General features: G+C 71.1%; 19 protein-coding genes. 6 read left to right on the plus strand and 13 right to left on the minus strand.

The annotated features are described in order from the left end of the window. The first annotated feature begins 78 nt into the window (after positions 1 to 78). Complete coding sequence (locus tag AB0C59_RS00120) at positions 79 to 999, plus strand: AEC family transporter (RefSeq protein WP_362999856.1); 921 nt, start codon at positions 79 to 81, stop codon at positions 997 to 999. A 78-nt stretch (positions 1000 to 1077) separates the two neighbouring features. Here AB0C59_RS00120 and AB0C59_RS00125 read toward each other — a convergent pair whose 3' ends face one another. From AB0C59_RS00125 to AB0C59_RS00175, 11 genes are all read right to left on the minus strand, one after another. Beyond that, complete coding sequence (locus AB0C59_RS00125; protein WP_362999857.1) at positions 1078 to 2355, minus strand: thymidine phosphorylase; 1278 nt, start codon at positions 2353 to 2355, stop codon at positions 1078 to 1080. Between the two features lie 82 nt (positions 2356 to 2437). Continuing rightward, positions 2438 to 2839: a cytidine deaminase gene (locus tag AB0C59_RS00130; RefSeq protein WP_362999858.1), complete on the minus strand. Its 402-nt coding sequence runs from the start codon at positions 2837 to 2839 to the stop codon at positions 2438 to 2440. Then, positions 2836 to 4122, minus strand: coding sequence for an ABC transporter permease (locus AB0C59_RS00135; protein ID WP_362999859.1), 1287 nt, complete (start codon positions 4120 to 4122; stop codon positions 2836 to 2838). Before AB0C59_RS00135 ends, AB0C59_RS00130 begins: the two co-directional genes overlap by 4 nt. Further along, entirely contained in the window at positions 4122 to 5249 is a 1128-nt protein-coding gene (locus AB0C59_RS00140; protein WP_362999860.1) for an ABC transporter permease, read from the minus strand. The genes AB0C59_RS00135 and AB0C59_RS00140 overlap by 1 nt, the downstream gene beginning before the upstream one ends. Further along, on the minus strand, positions 5246 to 6808 hold the full coding sequence (locus tag AB0C59_RS00145; protein ID WP_363000133.1) for an ABC transporter ATP-binding protein: 1563 nt from the start codon (positions 6806 to 6808) through the stop codon (positions 5246 to 5248). Before AB0C59_RS00145 ends, AB0C59_RS00140 begins: the two co-directional genes overlap by 4 nt. Before the next feature lie 188 nt (positions 6809 to 6996). Further along, the gene (locus tag AB0C59_RS00150) at positions 6997 to 8052 is read right to left on the minus strand and encodes a BMP family ABC transporter substrate-binding protein (protein ID WP_362999861.1); all 1056 of its coding nucleotides are present in this window, start codon (positions 8050 to 8052) and stop codon (positions 6997 to 6999) included. A 1316-nt stretch (positions 8053 to 9368) separates the two neighbouring features. Beyond that, a complete protein-coding gene (locus AB0C59_RS00155; protein WP_362999862.1) occupies positions 9369 to 10604 on the minus strand; it encodes an amidohydrolase in 1236 nt (411 codons plus the stop codon). Positions 10605 to 10797: 193 nt separating this feature from the next. Continuing rightward, positions 10798 to 12069, minus strand: coding sequence for a hypothetical protein (locus AB0C59_RS00160; protein WP_362999863.1), 1272 nt, complete (start codon positions 12067 to 12069; stop codon positions 10798 to 10800). 26 nt (positions 12070 to 12095) lie between these two features. Beyond that, positions 12096 to 13034, minus strand: a complete 939-nt coding sequence (locus AB0C59_RS00165; protein ID WP_362999864.1) for an N-acetylneuraminate synthase family protein — start codon at positions 13032 to 13034, stop codon at positions 12096 to 12098. Positions 13035 to 13047: 13 nt separating this feature from the next. Beyond that, complete coding sequence (locus AB0C59_RS00170) at positions 13048 to 14295, minus strand: N-acylneuraminate cytidylyltransferase (protein ID WP_362999865.1); 1248 nt, start codon at positions 14293 to 14295, stop codon at positions 13048 to 13050. Positions 14296 to 14336: 41 nt separating this feature from the next. Continuing rightward, positions 14337 to 15665, minus strand: a complete 1329-nt coding sequence (locus tag AB0C59_RS00175) for a DUF6716 putative glycosyltransferase (protein ID WP_362999866.1) — start codon at positions 15663 to 15665, stop codon at positions 14337 to 14339. Between the two features lie 198 nt (positions 15666 to 15863). Between AB0C59_RS00175 and AB0C59_RS00180 the strand changes: the two genes are divergently transcribed. From AB0C59_RS00180 to AB0C59_RS00195, 4 genes are all read left to right on the plus strand, one after another. Then, positions 15864 to 16841: a glycosyltransferase family 2 protein gene (locus AB0C59_RS00180; RefSeq protein ID WP_362999867.1), complete on the plus strand. Its 978-nt coding sequence runs from the start codon at positions 15864 to 15866 to the stop codon at positions 16839 to 16841. Next, positions 16838 to 18172, plus strand: coding sequence for an alpha-2,8-polysialyltransferase family protein (locus AB0C59_RS00185; protein ID WP_362999868.1), 1335 nt, complete (start codon positions 16838 to 16840; stop codon positions 18170 to 18172). Before AB0C59_RS00180 ends, AB0C59_RS00185 begins: the two co-directional genes overlap by 4 nt. Positions 18173 to 18478: 306 nt before the next feature. Further along, positions 18479 to 19585, plus strand: coding sequence for an acyltransferase (locus AB0C59_RS00190; RefSeq protein WP_363000134.1), 1107 nt, complete (start codon positions 18479 to 18481; stop codon positions 19583 to 19585). A 127-nt stretch (positions 19586 to 19712) separates the two neighbouring features. Then, positions 19713 to 20672 (plus strand): class I SAM-dependent methyltransferase, encoded by a 960-nt coding sequence (locus tag AB0C59_RS00195; protein WP_362999869.1) that lies wholly within the window; start codon positions 19713 to 19715, stop codon positions 20670 to 20672. Positions 20673 to 20731: 59 nt separating this feature from the next. Here AB0C59_RS00195 and leuE read toward each other — a convergent pair whose 3' ends face one another. Further along, complete coding sequence (leuE, locus tag AB0C59_RS00200; RefSeq protein ID WP_362999870.1) at positions 20732 to 21394, minus strand: leucine efflux protein LeuE; 663 nt, start codon at positions 21392 to 21394, stop codon at positions 20732 to 20734. An 84-nt stretch (positions 21395 to 21478) separates the two neighbouring features. Next, positions 21479 to 23059: a methylmalonyl-CoA mutase family protein gene (locus tag AB0C59_RS00205; RefSeq protein WP_362999871.1), complete on the minus strand. Its 1581-nt coding sequence runs from the start codon at positions 23057 to 23059 to the stop codon at positions 21479 to 21481. A 321-nt stretch (positions 23060 to 23380) separates the two neighbouring features. Between AB0C59_RS00205 and AB0C59_RS00210 the strand changes: the two genes are divergently transcribed. Then, entirely contained in the window at positions 23381 to 24199 is an 819-nt protein-coding gene (locus tag AB0C59_RS00210) for a L,D-transpeptidase family protein (RefSeq protein ID WP_362999872.1), read from the plus strand. The last annotated feature ends 206 nt before the right edge of the window (positions 24200 to 24405 follow it).

Consider the following 24405-nt stretch of genomic DNA (forward strand, 5'->3'; position numbering starts at 1 on the left):
GCCGAGGGTGGGCCGCGTGGCGCACGCATCCGACCCACCCGTCATGTCCCACCGCCTCTTCCAGCCCGAGGAGGCGCCGTGGAAGGGGTGTTGACGGGCTTCGCGGTCATCGCGGCCGTCATCGGGGTGGGGTACGTGATCGGTCTGCGCGGCCTTCTCGGGGAGAACGGACAGGAGGTGCTCACCAAGCTGGCCTTCCATGTGGCCACGCCCGCACTGCTGTTCACGATCCTCGCGAAGGCGGACCTCTCCGTCGTCTTCTCGTCCCGGCTGCTGGTCACCGCGATGAGCACCGCCGCGGTCGCCGGGGTGTTCGTCGCCGTCGGCGCCGTGCGCCGGTGGGGTGTGGGGCGCACCACCATCGGTGCCCTGTGCAGCAGCTACGTCAACTCCGGGAACCTCGGCATCCCGATCGCCGTGTACGTCCTCGGCGACGCCTCGCTCGTCGCGCCGGTCCTGCTGTTCCAGGTGCTCGTGGTGTCGCCGGTCGCGCTGACGGTGCTGGACGTCGCGGGCCGGGCCCGCGCGGAGCCGCTGTGGCGGCGGCTGCTCACCCCGCTGCGCAATCCGATCGCCGTGGGCCCGCTGGCCGGGGTGGTGGTGTCGGCGCTCGGTGTGAGCGTGCCGGGACCGGTGCTGGAACCGCTGACGCTCATCGGGAACATCTCCGTCCCCGCCGTGCTGCTGGCCTACGGGATCTCCCTGCGGGGCAGCACGCCGCCCGCCCGCGGCCGTGAGCGAAACCCGGTGCTGCTCTCGGTCGCCCTGAAGTCGGTGGGCCAGCCCGCCGTGGCCTGGGCCCTGGCCGTCAGCGTCTTCGGGCTGCGCGGCGCGCCGCTGCTGGACGTCGTGGTCACCTCCGCGCTGCCCGCCGCGCAGAACCTCTTCACCTACGCCTCCCGCTACGGCGTCGCACAGACACTCGCCCGGGAGTCCATCCTGCTCTCGACGATCCTGTCGGTGCCCGCCCTGGTGGTGGCGGCGGCCCTCCTCGGCTGACCCCCGCCGGCCCGGCATGCCGAACGGGACCGGTGCGGTGGCACCGGTCCCGTTCGTCCGAAGGGGGGAGAGCCCGGGTCAGGCGATGCGCTCCCGGACCACCGGCGTGGCCGAGAAGTCCGTGCCCGCCGCGGCGATGTCGTACGAACCCTCGACCGCCTCGAGCGCGTAGGCAAAGCGCTCCGGGGTGTCGGTGTGGAGGGTCAGCAGGGGCTGGCCCTCGGTCACCGTGTCGCCCGGCTTCGCGTGCATCTCGATGCCCGCGCCGGCCTGCACCGGGTCCTCCTTGCGGGCACGGCCCGCGCCGAGGCGCCAGGCGCCGACACCGACGCCGTAGGCGTCGAGCCGGGTCAGGACGCCCGAGGACGGGGCCTTGATCACATGCTGCTCCTTGGACGTGGGCAGCGCCGCGTCCGGGTCGCCGCCCTGGGCCGCGATCATGCGGCGCCAGACGTCCATGGCCGAGCCGTCGGCCAGGGCCTTCGCCGGGTCCGCGTCCTTCACACCGGCCGCGTCGAGCATCTCGCGGGCGAGCGCGATCGTCAGCTCGACCACGTCGGCCGGGCCGCCGCCCGCGAGGACCTCGACCGACTCGCGGACCTCCAGGGCGTTGCCCGCCGTCAGACCCAGCGGCGTGGACATGTCCGTGAGCAGGGCGACCGTCTTCACACCGTGGTCCGTGCCGAGGCCGACCATGGTGGAGGCCAGCTCACGCGCGTCCTCGATCGTCTTCATGAAGGCGCCGGAGCCGACCTTGACGTCCAGGACCAGGGACCCGGTGCCCTCGGCGATCTTCTTGGACATGATCGAGGAGGCGATCAGCGGGATCGCCTCCACGGTGCCGGTGACGTCGCGCAGGGCGTAGAGCTTCTTGTCGGCGGGGGCCAGGCCGTCGCCCGCCGCGCAGATCACCGCGCCGGTGGTGTCCAGGACGTGGAGCATCTCCTCGTTGGACAGCAGCGCGCGCCAGCCGGGGATCGACTCCAGCTTGTCCAGCGTGCCACCGGTGTGGCCGAGGCCTCGACCGGACAGCTGCGGGACGGCCGCGCCGCAGGCGGCGACGAGCGGGGCCAGCGGCAGCGTGATCTTGTCGCCGACGCCGCCCGTGGAGTGCTTGTCCGCGGTGGGCAGGGACAGTGAGGAGAAGTCCATGCGCTCGCCGGAGGCGATCATCGCCGCGGTCCAGCGGGCGATCTCACGGCGGTTCATGCCGTTGAGCAGGATGGCCATCGCGAGCGACGACATCTGCTCGTCGGCGACCTCGCCGCGCGTGTACGCGTCGATGACCCAGTCGATCTGCTCGTCGCTCAGCTCGCCGCGGTCCCGCTTGGTGCGGATGACGGAGATGGCGTCCATGGCGATGGTTTCCTTCCGACGTTCAAAAGGGGTGCGGCCCCTCTGAGGCTCTCAGGGCAACTCAGGAGGGGCCGCACGGGAGTTACTTGGTGAGATGGTCCGGGCCGAAGGCCTGGGGGAGCATCTCGGACAGGGGCAGGACGCCCGCCGGGGTGTCCAGCAGCAGGTCGGGGCCGCCGAACTCGTAGAGCAGCTGCCGGCAGCGGCCGCACGGCACGAGCAGGGAGCCCGTGCCGTCCACACAGGTGAAGTGGGTGAGCCGGCCGCCGCCGGTGCGCTGGAGCTCCGAGACGAGCCCGCACTCGGCGCACAGCCCGAGGCCGTACGAGGCGTTCTCGACGTTGCAGCCGGAGACCGTGCGTCCGTCGTCGGCCAGAGCCGCCGCTCCGACGGGGAACCCGGAGTACGGGGCGTAGGCGTGGGACATGGCCTCGCGGGCCTGACCGCGCAGCGCCTCCCAGTCGAAGTCGGCGGCCGTGCTCACTTGCCCTGGCCCTTCCGGTAGCGCATGCCGTCCGCCTTGGGCATCCGCAGGCGCTGCGCGGACAGCGACAGCACCAGCAGGGTGACGACGTACGGGGTGGCGCCGACGAAGTCGCTCGGGACGGTGTCGGTGACCAGGTACCAGACCAGGACCAGCGCGGCCATGGCCAGGCTGACCACGCCCTGCACCATCGCCTTGCGGTACAGCTTCCAGGCGCCGAGCGCCACGAGCAGGACCACCAGCAGGAGCAGCAGCGCGTGGACGGTGGTGCCGCCGTTGCGGAGCTGGAGGGCGTCGGAGTAGCCGAACAGTCCGGCACCCATCGCGAGGCCGCCGGGACGCCAGTTGCCGAAGATCATCGCGGCGAGGCCGATGTAGCCGCGTCCTCCGGTCTGGCCCTCCAGGTAGGTGTGGGAGGTGACCAGGGCCAGGAAGGCGCCGCCGAGTCCGGCCAGGCCGCCCGAGACGGCGACGGCCGCGTACTTGTACGTGTAGACGTTGACGCCGAGCGACTCCGCGGCGGTCGGGTTCTCACCGCAGGAGCGCAGACGCAGACCGAACGGGGTGCGCCACAGCAGCCACCAGCTCCCCACGAACAGCACCGCGGCCAGGACCGTGACCACGGAAAGGTGCGTGACCAGGCCGCCGAGGATGCCGGCGATGTCGGAGACCAGGAACCAGTGGTGCTGCTCCACCGACTGCAGGGCGTCGGACAGGCCGGGCACGGTCACGTCCGGGAGCGAGTCCACCGGCGGGGACTGCTTCGGGTTGCCGCCCGCGTCGAGCGCCGACCCGTTGTTGAAGAACAGCTTGGCGAGGTACTGGGTGGCGCCGAGCGCGAGCAGGTTGATCGCCACACCGGAGACGATGTGGTCCACGCCGAAGGTGACGGTGGCGACGGCGTGCACGAGGCCGCCGAGGACGCCGAAGGCGATGCCGGCCAGCAGGCCGAGCCAGGGGTTGGACTGCCAGCCGATCCAGCCGGCACCGAAGGTGCCGAGGATCATCATGCCCTCGAGGCCGATGTTGACCACACCGGAGCGCTCGGACCACAGACCGGCCAGGCCGGCGAGACCGATCGGGACGGCGAGGCCGAGGGAGGCGCTGACCTGACCGGCGGAGTCGAGGTCCTGGGAGCCGGTGATCATCCGGATCGCGGAGAGGAGCAGCAGGCCGCCCGCGACGAGCAGGAGGATCTGGGCGAACGAGCGGCCGGAGCGCTGGGGGGCGCCCGCCGCCTTGGGCGCCGCGGGCGGCGGCGCGTCGGTCATCGTGGCAGTCATCACGCCACCTCCTGCTTCTTCGTCGTGGCGGCGGCCTGGGCGGCGAGTTCGGCGCCGACGCGCTGCTGCTGGCGCTTGAGACCGTAACGGCGCACGACCTCGTAGGCGATGACGACGCACAGCACGATGACGCCCTGGATGACGCCGAGGATTTCCTTGTCGTAGCCCTGGAACTCCAGGTGGCCGGTGGTGCGCTCCAGGAAGCCCCACAGCAGGGCGCCGAGCGCGATGCCGACCGGGTTGTTGCGGCCGAGCAGCGCGATGGCGATGCCGGTGAAGCCGACGCCGGTCGGGAAGTCGCTGCTGTACTGGTAGCTGTCGTTGAGCAGGGTCGGCATGCCGATCAGGCCGGCCACCGCACCCGAGATGATCATGCTGGTGGCGACCATCTTCTTCACCGACACACCGCTCGCGGCGGCGGCGGACTCGGACTGGCCGACGGTGCGCAGGTCGTAGCCGAAGCGGGTGCGGCCGAGCACGAACCAGTACGCGATGCCGACGATGACGGCGACGACGATGAAGCCGTCCAGCACACCGGCCGCGCCGGTGTCGATGCTGAAGAAGTGCGCGGCCGACGGCAGCGGCTTCGTGGCCACGACGGTGCCGCCCTGCTGGAGCGTCGCCAGCTTGCCGGGCTGGAGCAGGTAGGCGATGACCGCGGTGGCGATCGCGTTCAGCATGATCGTCGAGATGACCTCGCTGACGCCGCGGGTCACCTTGAGGACGCCGGCGATGGCCGCCCACACGGCGCCGGTCGCCATGGCGCAGATCAGGATGATCGGGATGGCGAGCCAGCCGGGCACGGTCAGCGTCGCGCCCAGAGCGGCGGCGAAGAACGCGGCAAGCCGGTACTGGCCGTCGACACCGATGTTGAACAGGTTCATCCGGAAGCCGATGGCCACCGAGATACCGGCGAGGTAGTACGTCGTCGCCTTGTTGAGGATGGCGACCTGGCTGTCGCTGGCGAAGCCGTAGGTCACCATGTCGCTGAAGGCGGGGGCCGGGTTCTTACCGGTCGCGAGGATCACCAGGGCCGTGACGACGAGCGCGGCGACGACCGCCAGCACCGGTGCCGCGATCCCGAGGAGCAGCCGCTCCTTGTCGATCCGTGAGGTCAGCTTCTTCATCGCTCGTCGTCCTCCGTGGGGGCTTCCAGGTGGCCGGTGGCCGCACCGGTCATGGCGGAGCCCAGCTCTTCGGGGGTGATCGTGGCGGGGTCGGCGTCGGCGACCAGCCGGCCGCGGTACATCACCCGCAGGGTGTCGGAGAGCCCGATCAGCTCGTCCAGGTCGGCCGAGATCAGCAGGACGGCGAGTCCCTCGCGGCGGGCGTCCCGGATGTGGTCCCAGATGGCCGCCTGGGCGCCGACGTCCACGCCACGGGTGGGGTGGGCGGCGATGAGCAGCTTGGGGGCGTGGCTCATCTCGCGGCCGACGATCAGCTTCTGCTGGTTGCCGCCGGACAGCGAGGCGGCCGTGACGTCGATACCGGGGGTGCGGACGTCGTACGCCTGCACGATCCGCTCGGTGTCGGTACGGGCTCCCTTGATGTCGAGCAGCGGACCGCGCGAGTTGGGCGCCTCGGTGACGTGGCCGAGGACCCGGTTCTCCCACAGCGGCGCTTCGAGCAGCAGGCCGTGCCGGTGGCGGTCCTCGGGGATGTAGCCGATGCCGGTCTCGCGGCGGCGGCGGGTGGGGGCGTGCGAGATGTCGGTGCCGTCGAGGGTGATCACGCCCGTGTCGGGGCGGCGCATGCCCATGATCGCCTCGACCAGCTCGGACTGGCCGTTGCCCTCCACGCCGGCGATGCCGAGGACCTCGCCCTTGTGGATGGTGAAGGAGATCTCGTCGAGGATGATCCGCTCGATGCCGTCGAGGTCCGTCTGCGCCAGGCGCAGGCCGTCGAGCTGGAGCATCGGGACGTCCGTGACGGTGGACTCGGAGGTCTCCGGGGTGGGCAGCTCGCTGCCGACCATCAGCTCCGCGAGCTGCTTGGTCGTGGTGTTCGCCGGGTCGGCGGTGCCGACCGTGGTGCCCCGCCGGATGACGGTGATCTCGTCGGCGACGGAGAGCACCTCGCCCAGCTTGTGGGAGATGAAGATGACGGTGAGGCCCTCGGCCTTGAGGTCCCGCAGGTTGCCGAAGAGCGCGTCGACCTCCTGCGGCACCAGCACGGCGGTGGGCTCGTCCAGGATGAGGGTCTTGGCGCCGCGGTAGAGGACCTTGAGGATCTCCACGCGCTGGCGGTCCGCGACACCCAGCTGCTCCACGAGCACGTCGGGCCGGACGTTCAGGCCGTACGCGTCGGAGATCTCCTTGATCTTCGTGCGGGCCTTGCCGCCGATGCCGTGCAGCTTCTCCGCGCCGAGAACGACGTTCTCCAGGACGGTGAGGTTGTCGGCGAGCATGAAGTGCTGGTGCACCATGCCGATGCCGCGTGCGATGGCGTCGCCGGGGTTGCCGAGGACGACCTGCTGGCCGTCGAGCGTGATCGTGCCCTCGTCCGGCTGCTGCATGCCGTAGAGGATCTTCATCAGGGTCGACTTGCCGGCGCCGTTCTCGCCGCAGAGGGCATGGACGGTGCCCTTGCGGACCGTGATGTCGATGTCACGGTTGGCGACGACGCCGGGGAAACGCTTGGTGATGCCGCGCAGTTCGACGGCAGCGGGAGGGCTGGACGCGTTGATGGCGCACTCTCCTCGGGGAAAGGGGCTGCGTAGGGGAGGGCAGGCGTCGGCGACGCTAGCGCGGCAACTCCATGCTACACGCGTAGAGTTGACACATTGTTATGGCTCGGCGAGGGGATGTGTGAGCACTCCCCCTGCGCCGAGCCACGGTGTGCGGCCCGACCCGGACGGGGCCGGGCCGCATCAGATCACGGGGCGGTCTTGACCTTGACCTTGCCGTCCACGATCTTCTGCTTCGCGGCGTCCAGCTTGGACTGGATGTCGCCGATGAAGCCGCCGCTGGTGGCCAGCGAGACGCCGCCCTTGGCCAGCGAGTAGACGTTGTTGCCCGTCAGCGGCTTGCCGTTCTTGACGGACTTGATGTAGTCGTACACGCCGACGTCGACGTTCTTGACCATGGAGGTCAGGATCGAGCTCTTGTACTTGGCCAGACCGGGGCTGAGGTACTGGTCCGAGTCCACGCCGATGGCCCAGGCACCCTTGACGCCGTTGACGGCCTCGATGGAGCCGTTGCCGGAGGAGCCGGCCGCCGTGTAGATGACGTCCGCGCTGTTGTCCAGCATGCCCTGCGCCGCCTGCTGGCCCTTGTCGGGGCTGGCGAAGCCGGAGGTGTCCTGGCCGTGGGACAGGTACTGGACGTCGACCTTCACCTTGGGGTTGGTGTCGTGCACGCCCTGGACGTAACCGGCCTCGAACTTCTTGATCAGCGGGTTGTCGACACCGCCGATGAAGCCGACGTGGTCCTTCTTGGTCTTCAGCGCGGCGGCGACACCGGCCAGGTAGGAGCCCTGCTCCTCGGTGAACGTGATGCTGTTCACGTTGCCGCCGTCCACCACGGAGTCGACCAGGCCGAACTGGACCTTCGGGAACTGCTTCGCGACCTTCTGCACGGCGGGCGCGTAGGTGTAGCCGATGGCGATGACCGGGTTGTAGCCCGCCTGGGCGAGGTCCGTGAGACGCTGTTCGCGGTCCGCCGGGGTGTCCGAGGTCTTGGCGGTCAGCTCCTTGATGGAGCCGTCGAACTCGGCCTTGGCCTTGTCGGCACCGCGCGCGGCGGAGTCGTTGAAGGACCGGTCGCCACGGCCGCCCACGTCGTAGGCGAGACCGATCTTGATGCCGCCCTTGCCGCCCGAGGACGAGGAGGACTTGTCGTTGTCGGAGGAGGTGCTGCCACACGCGGTGGCAGTCACGGCGAGAGCGGCGGTCGCGACGACCGCGGCGGAAAGCTTGGCTACCCGGCGCACGGGAAGGCTCCTTCACCTGACCTGAGCGCCGTGTCGGCGCTAGATGTGAGCACCGCGTTGCCGGTACTCCAGCCGAGGCACGTCTTCGATGTCGGCTTCGCGGAATCGTAACGCGCGTAGATGTCAGAAAAACACCCCTCCCGAAGGTGTTATCGATTCGAGGCAAACACCATCTGAACTCGGGATCTTGGGGCTCTTGCGCTGTCGTCGCGCGCAGCACACGAATGGCTGACGAGTGCATTGCGGCTGGCAGGGAGCACCCCCAGGGACGTCGGCCTCTCCCTTCTCCGCCAGCTCGCGCGTCTGTCGCCCACTCTCGGCAGCGCCGCCGCTGTGAGCATCCCCACCACGACCATGATCGCGTGGGCCGCCGACGCCACCCTCATGCACACCGAGGACGACGCTTCCCCAGAGCCTTGGCACCGGCCAGGTCATCCGGTCCACAACGGACTGGCAATCGCACCAGGGGGTGCATCGAGAGCATCGATGTCATGCGGAGGGCTACTCGGGTGCCGAAGATACGGCTCGCGAAGATCGTCCCATCCTCACAGGAGGACTCTTGAGCCACACTCCACCGGCGGCTCTGGCCCTCGCATGGCGAACGCCAGCCTGAGGACGACACCTCGCCCTTGAGGACCGTTCATTCCATGACCTCTCAGAGCGGACCCCCACCAAGCCCGCCATGAAGTGGGCCGCCGAACCAAGAAGATCGAGACAAGACTCGAACTTTTGACCGAAAAATCGCTCCAGGAACATTCTGGGTCTGGCTAGGTTGAGGCGAGGTCGATCTTCGACGTTCGACCAGAACCCGATCAACGTCCGCTCAAAAAACGGGGAGTAATCGTGAGGCTCAGCAGGACCATCTCGGCCGCGGTCGGCGCAGGTATAACCGCAAGCGCCGCACTCGTCGCCCTCACTGCCACGCCTGCAGCCGCCGCGTCGACCTGCACCACCTGGAAGTCCTCCAACGGTGGCACCGCGTACGGCAAGTGCACCGGGGGCATCACACGCTTCAGCATCCACCGTGTCTGGGCCGTATGCATTGGCCCCGACGGAAAAAAGTTCAACATGGAAGGGAATTGGGTCAACACCCGCAAGGGGGAGACGTCTCATGCCGTGTGCAGCTCTGACCCTTCGCGCACAAGTGTCGCCGTCTATTCCATGAAGGTTGAAACGGACGAGCCTGTGTAAGGTTCGAGAGACTTCCTGGTTTTGGCCCGTAAGGCTGTCCGGCTCTGACGCCGGACAGCCTTACTCTTTCAATTGATTTTCGGTTCAGCCCCGCTGCACCTGTCTCGCGTGGGAGAACCGGCACCTCACGCTTCCCCAGCGTCGATCAGAGCGGCCGCCGTGAACAGCTCCACGCCCACCGTGATGGCGTGCTCGTCCACGTCGAAGTCGCCCTGGTGCAGATCACGGACCGTGCGCTCGCCGGGCCGGCGGACGCCGAGGCGGGCCATGGCGCCGGGCACGTGCTCCAGGTACCAGGAGAAGTCCTCGCCGCCCAGGCTCTGCTCGGTGCTCTCGACGGACTCGGCCCCGCGGCGCAGGCTCATCGCGTCGCGCAGCAGCTCGGTCACGGCGATGTCGTTGACGACCGGGGGCACGCCCCGGATGTAGTTGATCTCGGACTTCGCCCGGTACAGGTTCGCGATCTCGTCGATCGCCGCGTGCACCAGGTCGGGCGCCTGGCGCCAGGTGGCGAGGTCCAGGCAGCGCACGGTCCCGGACAGCTCGGCGTGCTGCGGGATGACGTTGCAGGCGTGCCCGGACTCGATACGGCCCCAGGTCACCGAGAGACCGCTGCGGGCGTCGACACGGCGTCCGACCAGGGTGGGCACGTCGGTGGCGACGCGCGCGGCGGCGACCACCAGGTCCGTGGTGAGGTGGGGGCGCGCGGTGTGGCCGCCCGCGCCGTCGAGGGCCACCTCGAGCCGGTCGCAGGCCGAGGTGATGGGCCCGTGCCGCAGCCCGATACGTCCCGCGTCCACCTTGGGGTCGCAGTGGACGCCGATGATCCGGCCCACGCCGTCGAGGACGCCGGACTCGATCGCGTCGGCCGCGCCACCGGGCAGGACCTCCTCGGCCGGCTGGAAGATCAGCCGTACGGGCCGCGGCAGCCGGCCGGCGCGGTGCAGTCCGGCGAGGACCAGGCCGGCCCCCAGGACGACCGCGGTGTGCACGTCGTGCCCGCAGGCGTGGGCGCGGTCGGGGACGGTGGAGCGGTAGGGGCAGTCCGCCTTGGTGTCCGGGATGGGCAGCGCGTCGATGTCGGCGCGCAGGGCCAGCATGGGACGCGTGCCGTCCCACTCGCCGATGTCGCAGATGAGGCCGGTGCCGGTGTCGAGCACGCGCGGCGCGAGCCCCTCCTGTTCCAGGCGGGCCTTGATCGCGGCGGTCGTACGGAACTCCTGGTTGCCCAGCTCGGGGTGCATGTGCATGTCCCGGCGGAAGGTCACGAGCTCGGCGCGCAACGCCTCGGGCAGCGCGCCGGGGAGCACCGTGTCCCCGGAGTGATCGGCGGTGTGGTCGGCCTCGGACTCTCTCGACATCACTTGGTTCACCCTTTGAAGGGTAGGGCGGTCAGGCCGTGGACCGCCCCTCGATCCCGAAACTTCAGCCCCTCAGGCGAAGAAAAGGTGGCCGACTGACGCATGACGGCGAAGGGAGATGGGTAGACTTTACCGCTTCCCGACCGGCCGCTTCGTCGCGCCCACCGGCACGTCCCGGGGCCCGGCGCCGCGCCTACCCGGTCGCGATGTCCTGCCCCGCCGGCACGTCCCGCTCGGCCGGCACCGTCGGCAGCCGGTCCACGTCCCGGGCCGTGCCGGTGACGCCCGACAGGAAGCCCTGGGCGCGTGGGGAGGCGTTCTGCGTCAACCAGGCGGGGTCGATGTCGCACACGGCCACCCGCACCTCGGTGCCGACCAGGGCCAGCGGCAGGGTGTGGACGACCGTGGAGGGAAAACTGAGGATCGTACGGCCGATGGGGCCCCGGCGCGCGATCAGCTCCAGGGGCAGGTCCGGGCGGACCACCTCCAGACCCGTCTCGACCGCCAGCCGGTGCAGCTTGTCGGCGCTCTCGCGGCGATGGGCGAAGTAGCGGCGCGCCCCGTGCGTGCGGGCCAGGGCCCGCACCGCCTCCAGATAGCGATCGCCGTCCACCACGCCCGTCTCCACCAGGGACGTGCCCACGAGGTCGGCGCCCTTGGTCAGGCGCGGCGGCCCGAACCGGGATCGGGTCCAGCCGAAGTCGTTGGCCGTGACCGCGACGCCCTCGGGCGTCTGGTCGATCGGCATGGAGGAGAAGACCTGGACCGTGCGCCGGGAGCCCGGTGTCAGCCTGCGCCGGGCCGACGCCGACACCGGCGCGAAGAGCAGGTCGCGGGCGCCCGGCCGGCCGCCCTTGCGGTGCCAGCGCACCAGGCGCTCGCCGCGGGCGAGCTGGGCGACGAACTCCATCGTCGCCGTGCCGTCGTCCACCACCACCAGCTCGCGGGCCCGGGTGATGGTCAGCAGCAGTTGTACGTAGCGGGAGAAGGGGTCCCCCATCACGACCCTGCGCGCGCGGCGCAGCAGCGGGGTGAGGCCGCCCACCGTGCGGAAGGGCGCGCTCGTGCCGCCGCGCGCCTCCTCCCAGCGCACGTCGTGCCCCTCCTCGCGGGCCAGTTCCGCCATCCGGCGCAGCTGGCCACGCGTCATCGGGTCGGTCGGGGACAGCACCACGAGCGTGAGCCGCTCGTGCCCCGAGGGCGCCGAGGGGCCCCGGAGCGCCGGGGCGGCCGGGGCGGCCTCGGCCGCCGGGAGCGGGGTGGGACTCCCCGCGCCGGTCGCCGCCGTGCGCCCCGCCCCGGACCGCCTGCCGCCCTGTGTGGGGATGCCCGCCGCGCGGCCGGGGGCGGTGTCCGCCCCGCCGGGCGCGTGGGCGTGCGCCCACTCCAGCACGTTCAGGAGCTGGACCGGGCTCTCCACGAAGGCGAGCGTCGCGTGGCCGGCGGATTCGGCGCGAGGGCTCATCGGCGTACGACCGTCCCCTGAGATGCTCAGACCTGGACCGGCTCACCAGCGGCGGCGGCGATCTCCGCCTCGGCGACGGCGCCCGCGACACGGCGCAGCTTCTTCATCGGGCCGAGCTCGGAGTCGTAGACCTTCTTGACACCGTCGCCCAGCGACGCCTCGATGGTGCGGATGTCGCGGACGAGGCGCGTGAGGCCGCCCGGCTCCACGGAGGCGGCCTGGTCGGAGCCCCACATCGCGCGGTCGAGGGTGATGTGGCGCTCGACGAAGGTGGCGCCGAGGGCGACCGCGGCCAGCGTGGTCTGCAGACCGGTCTCGTGGCCGGAGTAGCCGATCGGGACGTTCGGGAACTCCATCTCCAGCGTGTTGATCACGCGGAGGTTCAGCTCCTCGGCCTTCGCCGGGTAGGTGGAGGTGGCGTGGCACATGAGGATGTTGTCGCTGCCGAGGACCTCGACCGCATGGCGGATCTGCTTCGGGGTCGACATGCCGGTGGACAGGATGACCGTGCGGCCGGTGGCGCGCAGGGCGCGCAGCAGCTCGTCGTCCGTCAGGGAGGCGGAGGCCACCTTGTGGGCGGGCAGGTCGAACTTCTCCAGGAAGGCGACGGCCTCGGTGTCCCACGGGGACGCGAACCAGGCGATGCCCTTCTCCTTGCAGTACGCGTCGATCTGGCGGTACTCGTCCTCACCGAACTCCACGCGGTGGCGGTAGTCGATGTAGGTCATGCGGCCCCAGGGGGTGTCGCGCTCGATGTCCCACTGGTCGCGCGGGGTGCAGATCTCGGGGGTGCGCTTCTGGAACTTGACCGCGTCGCAGCCGGCTTCGGCGGCCACGTCGATCAGCTTGAACGCGTTCTCCAGCTCACCGTTGTGGTTGATGCCGATCTCGCCGCAGATGTAGACGGGGCGGCCGGGGCCGACCTCGCGCGAACCGAACGTGCGCATACGGGAGTTGGTGCTCATGGGGAGAAATTCCTTAGCTGTTGAGGGAGTCGAGAGAGGGGCCGAGGATCCAGCTGGCGATCTCTCGGATGGCGCCGTCACCGCCGGGGGTGGTGGTGACCGCGCGTGCGGCGCCGCGTACGACGTCGTGGGCGCTCGCGACCGCCACGGGCCAGCCCACGAGGGCGAAGCACGGGAGGTCGTTGACGTCGTTGCCGACGTAGAGCACGCGCTCGGGCGCGATGCCCTGCTCCTCGCACCACTGCTTCAGTGCGAGGTCCTTCCGGTCGATGCCGTGCAGGACCGGGATCCGAAGCTTCCGGGCCCTGGCGGCGACGACCGGGTTCTGCTCCGTGGACAGGATGAGCATCTTCAGGCCGCTCCTGCGCAGCGCCGCGATGCCGAGTCCGTCTCCGCGGTGCACGGAGACGAACTCACGTCCGTCGGAGTCGATCAGCACCCTGTCGTCCGTCTGGGTGCCGTCGAAGTCGAGTACGACCGCGTCGATGTCGTCGCTGGTCGGAAGGGCGCCGGGGCGCTCCGCGTCGAAGAGCGGGGCAAGGGCGCGGGCGCGGGCGAGCTCGTGCGGGTCGTCGATCTCCAGCACGCGGGCCGGGTCGGTGCGCACGAGTTCGGTGCGGCCGAAGAAGCGGTGTCCGTGCGCGCGCAGGCCGGCGGCGTCCATGGCGTAGGCCGCGCCGGTCTCCAGCAGGTCCTGGGGGCGGTCCTGGCGGCGGGGGCGGAAGGACTTGTCGTGGTTGACGCCGTGGCCGCCGTCCGGGTCCGCGCTCTCCGCGGCCCCGGCGTCCGCGTCGCGCCACAGGAAGCCGTGGAAGGGGGCCACGGTCAGCGCCGTGTCCGCGCCGTCCTCGGCCACGGCCGCGGCGACCCCGTCGATGTCCTCGCGGACGAGGAACGGGCTGGTGCACTGGACCAGCAGCACCACGTCGACCGGGGAGCCGTGCAGTGCCTCGTGGGCGTCCATGGCGTGCAGGACGGCGGCCTCCGAGGTGGCCGTGTCCCCGGCGATCGCGGCGGGGCGCAGCACGATCTCGGCGCCGGCCTCGCGAGCCGCGGCGGCGATGGCCTGGTCGTCGGTGGAGACCACCACGTCGGTGACGAGCCGGGCGGCGCGGCACTCGCGCACCGCGCGGGCCACCAGCGGCACTCCGCCGACCGGGGCCAGGTTCTTCGCGGGCACGCCCTTGGAGCCGCCGCGCGCGGGGATCACCGCGAGCACGCGGCGCACCTGGGCCGTCGCTGCCGCTTCCGGGTGGGACATGGGCTGAACTCCTTGGGGTCCTTGGCGTGGGATCCGCGCGCTCACAGCTCCCCCATCCGCCGGATCACGGGCGCCACGCGCTGCACTCCGTGGCGGTAGGCGCCGCGGGCCGCGCGGCGGACGATCTGGCGCACCGGTCCCGGCGCCCTGTCGGCCGCGGGGGCGCCGGGCAGCGGGCTGCCGTCGGGGGCGAGGTGGTGGCGGGCGAGGACGCCGGGCAGGTAGCCGGGCGCGGTGACGGGCGTGTAGTAGGGCGCGAGCGGCGGGAGCTCCTCGGTAGCGAGCAGCGCGGCGATGCGTCCGCGCGCCGTGTCGAAGGCGCTCGCGTACGTGTCGCCCTCGGCGGCGACGCCCTGGCGGGCGACCCACCGGGGATCGGGCTCCGGCTCGTGCCCGGCGTCGAGCTGGTCCCAGGAGGCGAGGCAGCCGGAGCCCACGAAGTGGTGGTTGCCGAGCGCCTCGCGCACCCCGAGGTCGGTGAGGACGACGGTGGGGATACGGCGGTGCAGGGACTCCAGGGCGGCCGTCGAACTGACGGTGACCATGAGGTCGGTCCGGTCCAGGACCTCTCCCATGTTCCCGTAGACCAGGTGGAAGTTGGCCGGCACGTCGTGGCGCTGGGCCAGCTTCTGGTACGGCAGTTCCTCGATGTGCGTGGTGTGCTCGCCCGGCTTGGAGCGGAGCTTGAGCAGCACCTCGCGGTCGGGGTGCCGGCGCGCGTGCTGGACGAGCCGGTCCAGGAGGTAGGCGCGGTCCTTGCGGCTCTCCGGTACGGAGGGCTGTGCGGCGAAGACGACCGTGTAGGGGTCCTTCTTCTCGTAGGCGGCGCCGCCGAGGAAGGGCAGGGCCACCTCGGTCACCGACGAGGCGTCGGCGCCCACCCCCTCGTACACCGCGCGGAAGCGCTCCGCGTCCTGGCGGGAGTTGGCGAGGACGAGGTCGGCCCCGTGCCGCAGCAGCAGGCCGTCGGCGAGCTTCTCGTAGACGACGCCGACATAGCCGGTGACAACCACGGGCCGCTTCGCGCGCCCCCGCCACAGGTGGGCGAGGCCGTGCAGCATCGCCTGGACGCCGCCGCCGACGAGGGCGAGGACGAGGACGTCGTACGACTCCTTCGCCATCGCCCGCAGGAACTCGGCGGCGGTGACCTCGCTGAGCGAGTCCGCGCGGACGCCGACCTCACTCAGCTGACGGGCGGTGGGCGTGGCCCGGCCCCGCAGGAGGAAGCCGTCGAGCCGGACGCCCGGCTTCTCGGACTGCGCCGACTCCTTCGGCGCGAGGCGGTTCGCGGTGAGCGCGCCCCACTTCCACCGGGTGTCGGAATCGGCGAGGACGGCAACCCGCAGGGACTTCGAGGTACTTGCTGGCACGTCGAAGACGCTAGGAAGCGAGGGAGAGGACCAGCCCAACCGAAATCCAACAAAGGGTTAACAGCACATCGCCGAATGGCGAATCGGCTCGGGAAACGCGGGGAATGCAGTTCGGTTCACTGTTCCGCCACGCGTCGTTCACCTGACATCAAGCCCGCGGTCAAGACGAAATCCGGGCCTCCGCCTAACGTCACAGGCGTGGTCAAGCTCTCCGTCATCGTGCCGTTCTACAACGTGCAGCAATACGCGCCCGACACCCTGAGGAGTCTGCGCGCGAACGCGCGTGACGATTTCGAATTCATTCTCGTCGACGACTGCTCCCGCGACGAGACCCCGGACATCCTCGCGCGCGCCGAGCGCGAGCTGCCAGGCGCGGTGTATGTCCGGCACGAGAAGAACGGAGGACTGGCGACCGCGCGCAACACCGGCATCGACGCGGCGCGCGGCGAGTACCTGACGTTCCTCGACGGGGACGACTGGCTCGCCCCCGGCTACTACCCCCGGCTCGTGTCCGCCATGGAGGAACTGGGCTGCGACTTCGTCCGCACGGACCATGTCCAGTGCACCGGGCGGGCGCGCTCCGTCCACCGGGTGCCGCACGGGCGGCGCGGCGTGGTGATGAACCCGCGCGACGCGATCCTGCCCGCCGACCGCTCCACCTCCGTCGACTACGCGTACGCGTGGGCGGGCGCCTACCACCGCCGGCTGGTGGACCGGGGCCTGCTGCACTTCACCGACGGGCTGCGCACCGCCGAGGACCGACCGTGGATCTGGAAGCTGCACCGTGAGGCGGATTCCTTCGCCACATTGAGCCTGCTCGGTGTCTACTACCGGCGCGGCGTCGCGTCCTCGCTCACCCAGATCGGCGATGTGCGGCAACTCGATTTCATTCGCGCGTTCGACCAGGTGGTGGCCGAAACCGCGAAGGACCAGAACGCGGACATACTTCTCCCGAAGGCCGTTCGCACCTATTGCGCGATCATTTCCCATCATCTGGGTTCCATCGAAAGGTTCGAGCCGGCGGTGGCACGAAAACTGAAGTCGATGAGTGCTGTCGCGCTGCGGCGTATGCCGCAGGGAGTGCTGGAGGACGCCCTGGAGTCCATGGACATCGAGCGGGCCTCGCGTCTGCGCCGGCTGCGTCGCCGCCCCGCCCCCGCGGGGGTGGCCGCGTGAGGACCCAGATCTTCATGGCGTCGACGCTGTACGGCACGGCGACGCTGGCCGCGGCGCTCGACAGCGAGTGCTTCTCCCCCGCCGACCGGCGCATCCTGCTCGTCTCCAACAACGCGGCGACGCCCGAGACCACGCCCGGCCCCGACGGGATGCCGGGCTTCGAGCAGCTGCGCGGCCGCTTCGACGAGGTGATCTCCTGGAACGAGACCATCTCCCCGTTCCATCCGGGCGGCTGGGCCCCCCGGCTGGACGACGTCCCGCTGTGGGAGCGGCATCTGCGGCTGCTGTGGAACCTCGGCGACGACGACGTCGAGCTGGTCGTCGAGTCGATCCAGGTCAATCCGGCGATAGGTGTCTGCCAGATCTTCACCGGCGCGCCCGTGACCGTCTACGCCGACGGCCTGATGAGCTACGGCCCCACCCGCAACAAGATCGACCCGCTGGTCGGCACCCGGGTGGACCGGCTGCTGCACCTGGACCTGGTGCCGGGCCTGACGCCGCTGCTGCTCACCGAGTTCGGCGTCGCGCCGGAGATCGTCCCCACGGAGGCGTTCTCCAAGGTGCTGGCCGAGCTGGAGGCGACCGGCGACGCGCTGCCGTCCCTGGACGCCCCGGCGCTGCTGCTCGGGCAGTACCTGTCCGCGCTGGAGATCCTCACCGCCGAGGAGGAGGAGAGCCTGCACGTACGGATGCTGAGGGGCGCCGTCGCGCTCGGCCACACGCGGATCGTGTTCAAGCCGCACCCCTCCGCGCCGGCCCGCTGGTCGCGCGCCCTGGAGAAGGAGGCCGAGGAGCTGGGCGCAGAGCTGACCGTGCTCGACACCCCGGTCCTCGCGGAGGTGCTGTACCAGCGGATGCGCCCGGCGCTGGTCGTGGGCTGCTTCTCCACCGCCCTGCTGACCGCGTCCGCGCTGTACGGCCTGCCGGTCGCCCGCATCGGCACCGGCGCGCTCCTGGATCGCCTGGCGCCGTACGAGAACAGCAACCGGGTGCCGGTGACCGTGGTGGACGCGCTGCTGCCCGAGCTGTCCGACCACGCGGCGGTGAAGGAGCAGCGGCCGGCGGTGGACGTCGCGGACCTGAACGCGCTCGTGCGCGCCGTCGGGTTCGCGATGCAGCCCAAGATCTACCCGGAACTGCGCCCGGACGCCGAGCGGTATCTGTCGGCGCACCTGACGCCGCACACCTGGCGCTACTTCAAGCGCAGGCGCCTGACGTCGCTGGCGCTGCCGGGCGCGATCCCGGCGCAGCTCGCCTTCATCCCGCGCAACGCGACGGTGCGGCGGGTGGCCCGCCGGGCCCGCTCGTTCAAGCGGGCGGTGCGCGGCTGAGGGGTGTGCCGCCGATGCACGGGAGCGGGGCCGGGTCAGGACGACCCGGCCCCGTTCGCCGTGCGCGGGGGGCGCGCGGGGCGTCCCGGACGGGTGCGTCGCACCCAGGTGAACTCCTGTCAACGGCAAGGCGAAGACCCTTCGCGCGGGGGCGGGGAGCCCCGAAAATCGGACTAACGTGCTGGGGTCTGGCCGAGTCCCATCGAGGGGAACCCTGTGATCGACACGCCTGCCGGCCCCCGCGGGGACGCAACGGGCACCGCAGTCCGCGCCGTCCTTCCGCCCGCCGCCGACGCCTCCCCCGCCGTGCCGCACACGGCCGGCCCCGGGGCCCCGGCTAAGCCCGCCGCACGCCGGGAGAACCGGCTGCGCGCCCTGGACGGGCTGCGCCTGATCGCGGCGCTCATGGTGGCGTGCTACCACTACGGCGGTCGCGACGGCGAGGTCACACAGGCCTGGGGCACCTCGCCCCGGCACCAGTTCCCCGCCTTGCACCTGCTGTTCGCGTACGGCTGCCTGGGTGTGCAGATCTTCTTCGTGATCAGCGGCTTCGTGATCTGCATGAGCGGCTGGGGGCGCCCGCTGCGCTCCTTCTTCGCCTCCCGCGCCTCCCGGCTGCTGCCCGCGTACTGGGCCGCGATCCTCATCATCACCGCGGTCTTCGCGCTGCCGATGGTCGCCTACAAGGCGCTCTCGCCGAGCGACACCCTGGTGAACCTGACGATGCTCCAGATGCCGCTCGGCGTCGACCGCGTGCTCGGGGTGTGCTGGACCCTGTGGGCCGAGGTGCGCTTCTACGCCCTGTTCGCGCTGTGTATCGTGCTGCCGGGCGCGAACCGGCGCCGGGTGATCATGTTCTGCGCCGGCTGGACGCTCGCGCTGGCGGTGGCGCAGGGCGCCAGGATGCCGCTCCTGGACATCGTGCTGATGCCCGAGTACGCGCCGTTCTTCATCGGCGGCGTCGGCCTGTACCTGGTGCACCGCAACCGGCGTGACGCGTACGCGTGGGGCATCGTCGCGGTCAGCTGGCTGATCGGCCAGCACTACGCGGTGGCGCGCCTGTGGCACTCGCCCACCGTGCACGCGTTCTCCTACCGCAGCGCCTGGAGCATCATGCTCATCGTCACCCTCGGCTTCGTGGCCGTCGCGGCGATCGCGCTCGGCTGGCTGAACTGGGCGAACTGGCGCTGGCTGACGGTGGCGGGCGCGCTGACGTACCCCTTCTACCTCGTCCACGAGCATCTGGGCTGGGTCGTCATCAAGGTCCTGCACCGCACCCTCGGCATCCCGTCGTACGGCACCTTCCTGCTGACGATCGCCTTCATGCTGCTCCTGGCCTGGCTCCTGAACCGCTACGTGGAGAACCGGCTGACCCCACGACTGCGCACCCTCCTGTCGAGGCCACTGGCGTAGCACGCCTCATCGGGAGGTCGGTCCCCCGTTCACAAGCACCGCACGTTTGGACGAGCGCCTGAGGGCAGGCGCTGAACAGGTTTCGTACAGGTTCGTCCGTACCAGCACAAGGGAGTGCTCCGTCCTCATGCCGACAGCAGCAGACACGACCCGACCGCCCCGCCGGCTGGACGACGTCCCCGGCTGGTTCCCCGTGCTCGACCAGACGCTCTTCTCCTGGTTCCTCGGCCGTCAGGAGTCCGCGGGCCTGCGGGGCGACCTTCTGGAGGTCGGCGTGTACATGGGCAAGAGCGCGATATTCACCGGCCGCCACCTCGGGGACGGCGAGAGGTTCACCGTGTGCGACCTCTTCGAGGGCGACGCGCCGGACACGGCGAACCACGCGGAGTCGGCCAAGTCCTACGGCTCACTGACCCGGCGGGCGTTCGAGGCGAACTACCTCTCCTTCCACGCCGCGCTTCCCCGGGTGCTCCAAGGGCCCAGCTCCCTGGTGCCGGACGAGGTCGCCACGGACTCCTGCCGGTTCGTCCACATCGACGGCTCCCATCTGTACGAGCATGTACGCGACGACATCACGGCCGCCCGTGACGTGCTGGTGCCCGGCGGTGTCGTCGTCCTGGACGACTTCCGCTCGGAGCACACGCCGGGGGTCTCCGTCGCCGCCTGGGAAGCGGTGCTCAACAAGGGGCTGCGCCCGATCTGCCTCAGCACCCAGAAGCTCTACGCGACCTGGGACGATCCCACCGACGTCCAGGACAAGCTGCTGGCGATGGTCCGGGGGCGCGACGACTGCCATCTGAGCGTCCAGGAGGCGGCGGGGCAGCGCCTGATACGCGTCAAGTCCAAGGGCATGCGGGCCCCCGAGTTCCCACTCTCCCGCCACGCGGCGGCCCCCGAGACCGTCGAGCCGAAGGCTCCCGCACCCGCCGCACCCGCCACACCCGCCACACCCGTCGAGGCGGCCGCCCCGGCCGCGCCGCGCCGTCGCCGCAGCCGCGCCCGCCGTCTCGCCGTCGACCTGCTGCCGCCCCTGGTCACCCGGGCGGTGCGCAACGCCCGCGCGCACCGGCACGCCCCGGCCCGCTGACGCGGCACGCCCGAGCGCCCCGGTGACCGCCGCCTTCGGGGCCGCCCCGTGAGGGTCGCTCAGGCGGCGGTCGCCAGGGACAGCTTCACCGCGAAGCCCAGGAAGAGCGCGCCCGCCGCCGAGGTCGCCCCCGCCGAGAGCCGCTTGCGGCGGCGGAAGGCCTCCGCGAGGCGCGTGCCGCTGAATATCAGGGCGCTCAGATACAGGAAGCTGGCCAGCTGCGCGAAGGCGCCCAGCACGACGAAGGACAGGGCCGGGTAGGCGTACCCGGGGTCCACGAACTGCACGAAGAAGGCGACGAAGAACAGGATCGCCTTGGGGTTGACCAGGCTGACCACCAGGGCGCGGCGGAAGGGCCGCTCCTCGGCGGCCGCCGCCGCGGTGTCCGCGGTCACCGTCTCCTCGGTCCGCTCCCGCCGCGCCTTCCACATCGCCCAGGCGGCCCGGAGCATCCCTATCGCGAGCCAGGTCAGGTATCCGGCGCCCGCGTACTTGACGATCCCGAACAGCACGGCGTTCGCCTTCAGCAGCGAGGCGACCCCGGCCGCGGACAGCGTCATCAGCACGGTGTCCCCGCACCACACGCCCGCCGCGGCGGAGTATCCGGTCCGCACTCCGCGGCGGGCCGCCACGGACAGGACGTACAGCGAGTTGGGTCCCGGCAGGAGGATGATCAGGACGAGGCCTGCCAGGTAGGTGGGGAGGTCGATGACACCGAACATGCACAGGAGTGTCGCACGGGGGTCCGACAGCCCGGCTCGGTGTTCCGGGGGTCGGACGGCCGGGCCCCCCGGGCGCGCCCGCCGTCAGAAGGTGTCCGAGGGCACGTACGACCCCCAGACCTCCCTCAGCGCGCCGCACACCTCGCCCACCGTCGCGCGGGCCCTGAGCGCCTCCTTCATGGGGTACAGGACGTTGTCCGTGCCCTCGGCCGCCTCACGCAGCCTCGCCAGGGCCCCGTCCACCGCGGCCCGGTCGCGCCCGGCGCGCAGCCTCGCCAGGCGCTCCGCCTGCCGGGCCTCGATCGCGGGGTCGACGCGCAGCGGCTCGTACGGCTCCTCCTCGTCCAGCCGGAAGCGGTTGACGCCCACGACGACCCGCGTGCCGGCGTCGGTCTCCTGCGCGATGCGGTAGGCGTTGCGCTCGATCTCGCTCTTCTGGAAGCCCTGCTCGATCGCCGCCACCGCGCCGCCGAGATCCTCGATCCGCCGCATCAGGTCCCGTGCCGCCGCCTCCACGTCGTCCGTCATCCGCTCCATCGCGTACGAGCCCGCGAAGGGGTCGACGGTCGCCGTGACGTCCGTCTCGTGGGCGAGGACCTGCTGGGTGCGCAGCGCCAGGCGGGCGCTCTTGTCCGTGGGCAGCGCGATGGCCTCGTCGAAGGAGTTCGTGTGCAGCGACTGGGTGCCGCCGAGCACCGCGGCCAGGCCCTGGACGGCCACCCTGACCAGGTTCACCTCGGGCTGCTGCGCCGTCAGCTGGACGCCCGCCGTCTGGGTGTGGAAGCGCAGCATCAGCGACTTCGGGTTCCGGGCCCCGAACTCGTCCCGCATCACGCGCGCCCAGATCCGCCGGGCCGCGCGGAACTTGGCGACCTCCTCCAGGATCGTCGTCCGGGCCACGAAGAAGAAGGACAGGCGGGGCGCGAAGTCGTCCACGTCCATGCCCGCCGCGACGGCCGTGCGCACGTACTCGATGCCGTCCGCCAGCGTGAACGCGATCTCCTGCACGGGAGACGCCCCCGCCTCGGCCATGTGGTAGCCGGAGATCGAGATGGTGTTCCACCTCGGGATCTCGGCCCCGCCGTACCGGAAGATGTCCGCGATCAGGCGCAGCGAGGGCTTCGGGGGGAAGATGTACGTCCCGCGCGCGATGTACTCCTTCAGCACGTCGTTCTGGATCGTGCCCGTGAGCCGGTCGGCCGCGACGCCCTGTTCCTCGGCCACCAGCTGGTAGAGCAGGAGCAGCAGGGCGGCGGGCGCGTTGATCGTCATCGACGTCGACACCTGCTCCAGCGGGATGCCGTCGAACAGGATCCGCATGTCCTCGACGGAGTCGATCGCGACGCCCACCTTGCCGACCTCGCCGTGCGCGATCGGCGCGTCCGAGTCGTGGCCCATCTGGGTGGGAAGGTCGAACGCGACCGACAGCCCCGTCGTGCCGTGGGCGATCAGCCGCTTGTAGCGCGCGTTCGACTCCTGTGCCGTCCCGAAGCCGGCGTACTGGCGCATGGTCCAGGGCCGTCCGGTGTACATCGTCGGGTGGACGCCGCGCGTGAACGGGTACGCGCCCGGCTCGCCCACCTTGTCGTCATGGTCCCAGCCCCGCAGGGCGTCCGGCCCGTACACCGGCTCGACGGGCAGTCCGGACTCCGACTCACGCGCCATGACGTACGCCTCCGCCTTCCCTCGACACCGGCATCCGGTGTCCTCAGGGCTGTCCCGTGATCCCCGGCGGGCGCGCGACGACAGCTACGGCACCTCGCCGCGTTGTCGGATCACCCGCATACACCCAGTATGCGGACGGCCCTCCGCCTTGCGATGCACCGCATCCGACGCCGCGCGCTGATCCACCGGGGATCACGGGACAGCCCTTAGGCTCCTGACTCACCACCATCACCATGCCCCGTGGTTCGCGGGCGGTCACGCGTGGGGAGCATCTCAGTGACACGGCGGGACACCGCACCGGGTGAGACGACGGGGGTGGGCATGCGCGGCAGAGGCAGGGCGGGGGCGTCGGTGGTGGCCGCCGGGGTCTGCGCGCTCGCCGCCCTCTGCGGCTGCACGGCGGGGCCCGGGGACGCGAAGGGCGGCGGGCACCGTTCACCGGTGCACATCGAGATCCCGCGCTCCTCGCCCGCCACCGGCACGGCGAGCGCCGCGCCCCGGCCCTCCTCCGGCGTCCTGTGGCGGCGCGGCGACGCGGGGCCGGGGGTGCGCGAGCTCCAGGCCCGGCTGCGCCAGGCCGACTGGCTCTTCGACGGCCCGACCGGCTCGTACGACGATCTCACCGAGAACGCCGTCAAGGGTTTCCAGGGCAGGCGCGGCCTGCCGCCAACGGGCCGGGTGGACCCGGTCACCTGGCAGCGGCTGCTGCGGATGACGCGCGAGCCCGGCACCTGGGAGCTGTATCTGATGGGCGGTCAGCCGGCGGCGGCCCCGGACCCGCGCTGCATGACGGGCCGGGTGCTGTGCATCGACAAGACGAGCCGCACCCTGCGCTGGATGGTCGACGGACGGACGGTGTCGACCATGGCGGTCCGCTTCGGCTCCCAGTACACGCCCACCCGCGAGGGCGTCTTCCACGTGTCCTTCAAGTCGCGCCACCACGTGTCCACGCTCTACCACTCGCCCATGCCGTACGCGATGTTCTTCAGCGGGGGCGAGGCGGTGCACTACTCGTACGACTTCGCGGCGCGCGGATACGCCGGGGGTTCGCACGGATGCGTGAACGTACGGGACGAGGCGGCGATCTCCGCGCTCTTCTCCGAGGTGCGGACCGGCGACAAGGTCGTCGTCTCCTGGTGAGGGCGGTTCGGGGGGCGCGGGCGGGACCGGGGGAACGTGTCCCGCCCGCGCCAGGTGCACCGAGCCGTGGGTACGGGGGGAACCCCGGCTCCGTGCGACAGCCGATGACCAGTCGGCTCACTCATTACTGCGCCGCGGTCCGCGAAAGTGTCACCCGTTCCGCGAGATTTTTCTGAGAATCTAGAAAATCGCAGGTCAGACAGGGT

It is taken from the genome of Streptomyces sp. NPDC048664 (assembly GCF_040650555.1).
Lineage (GTDB): Bacteria > Actinomycetota > Actinomycetes > Streptomycetales > Streptomycetaceae > Streptomyces.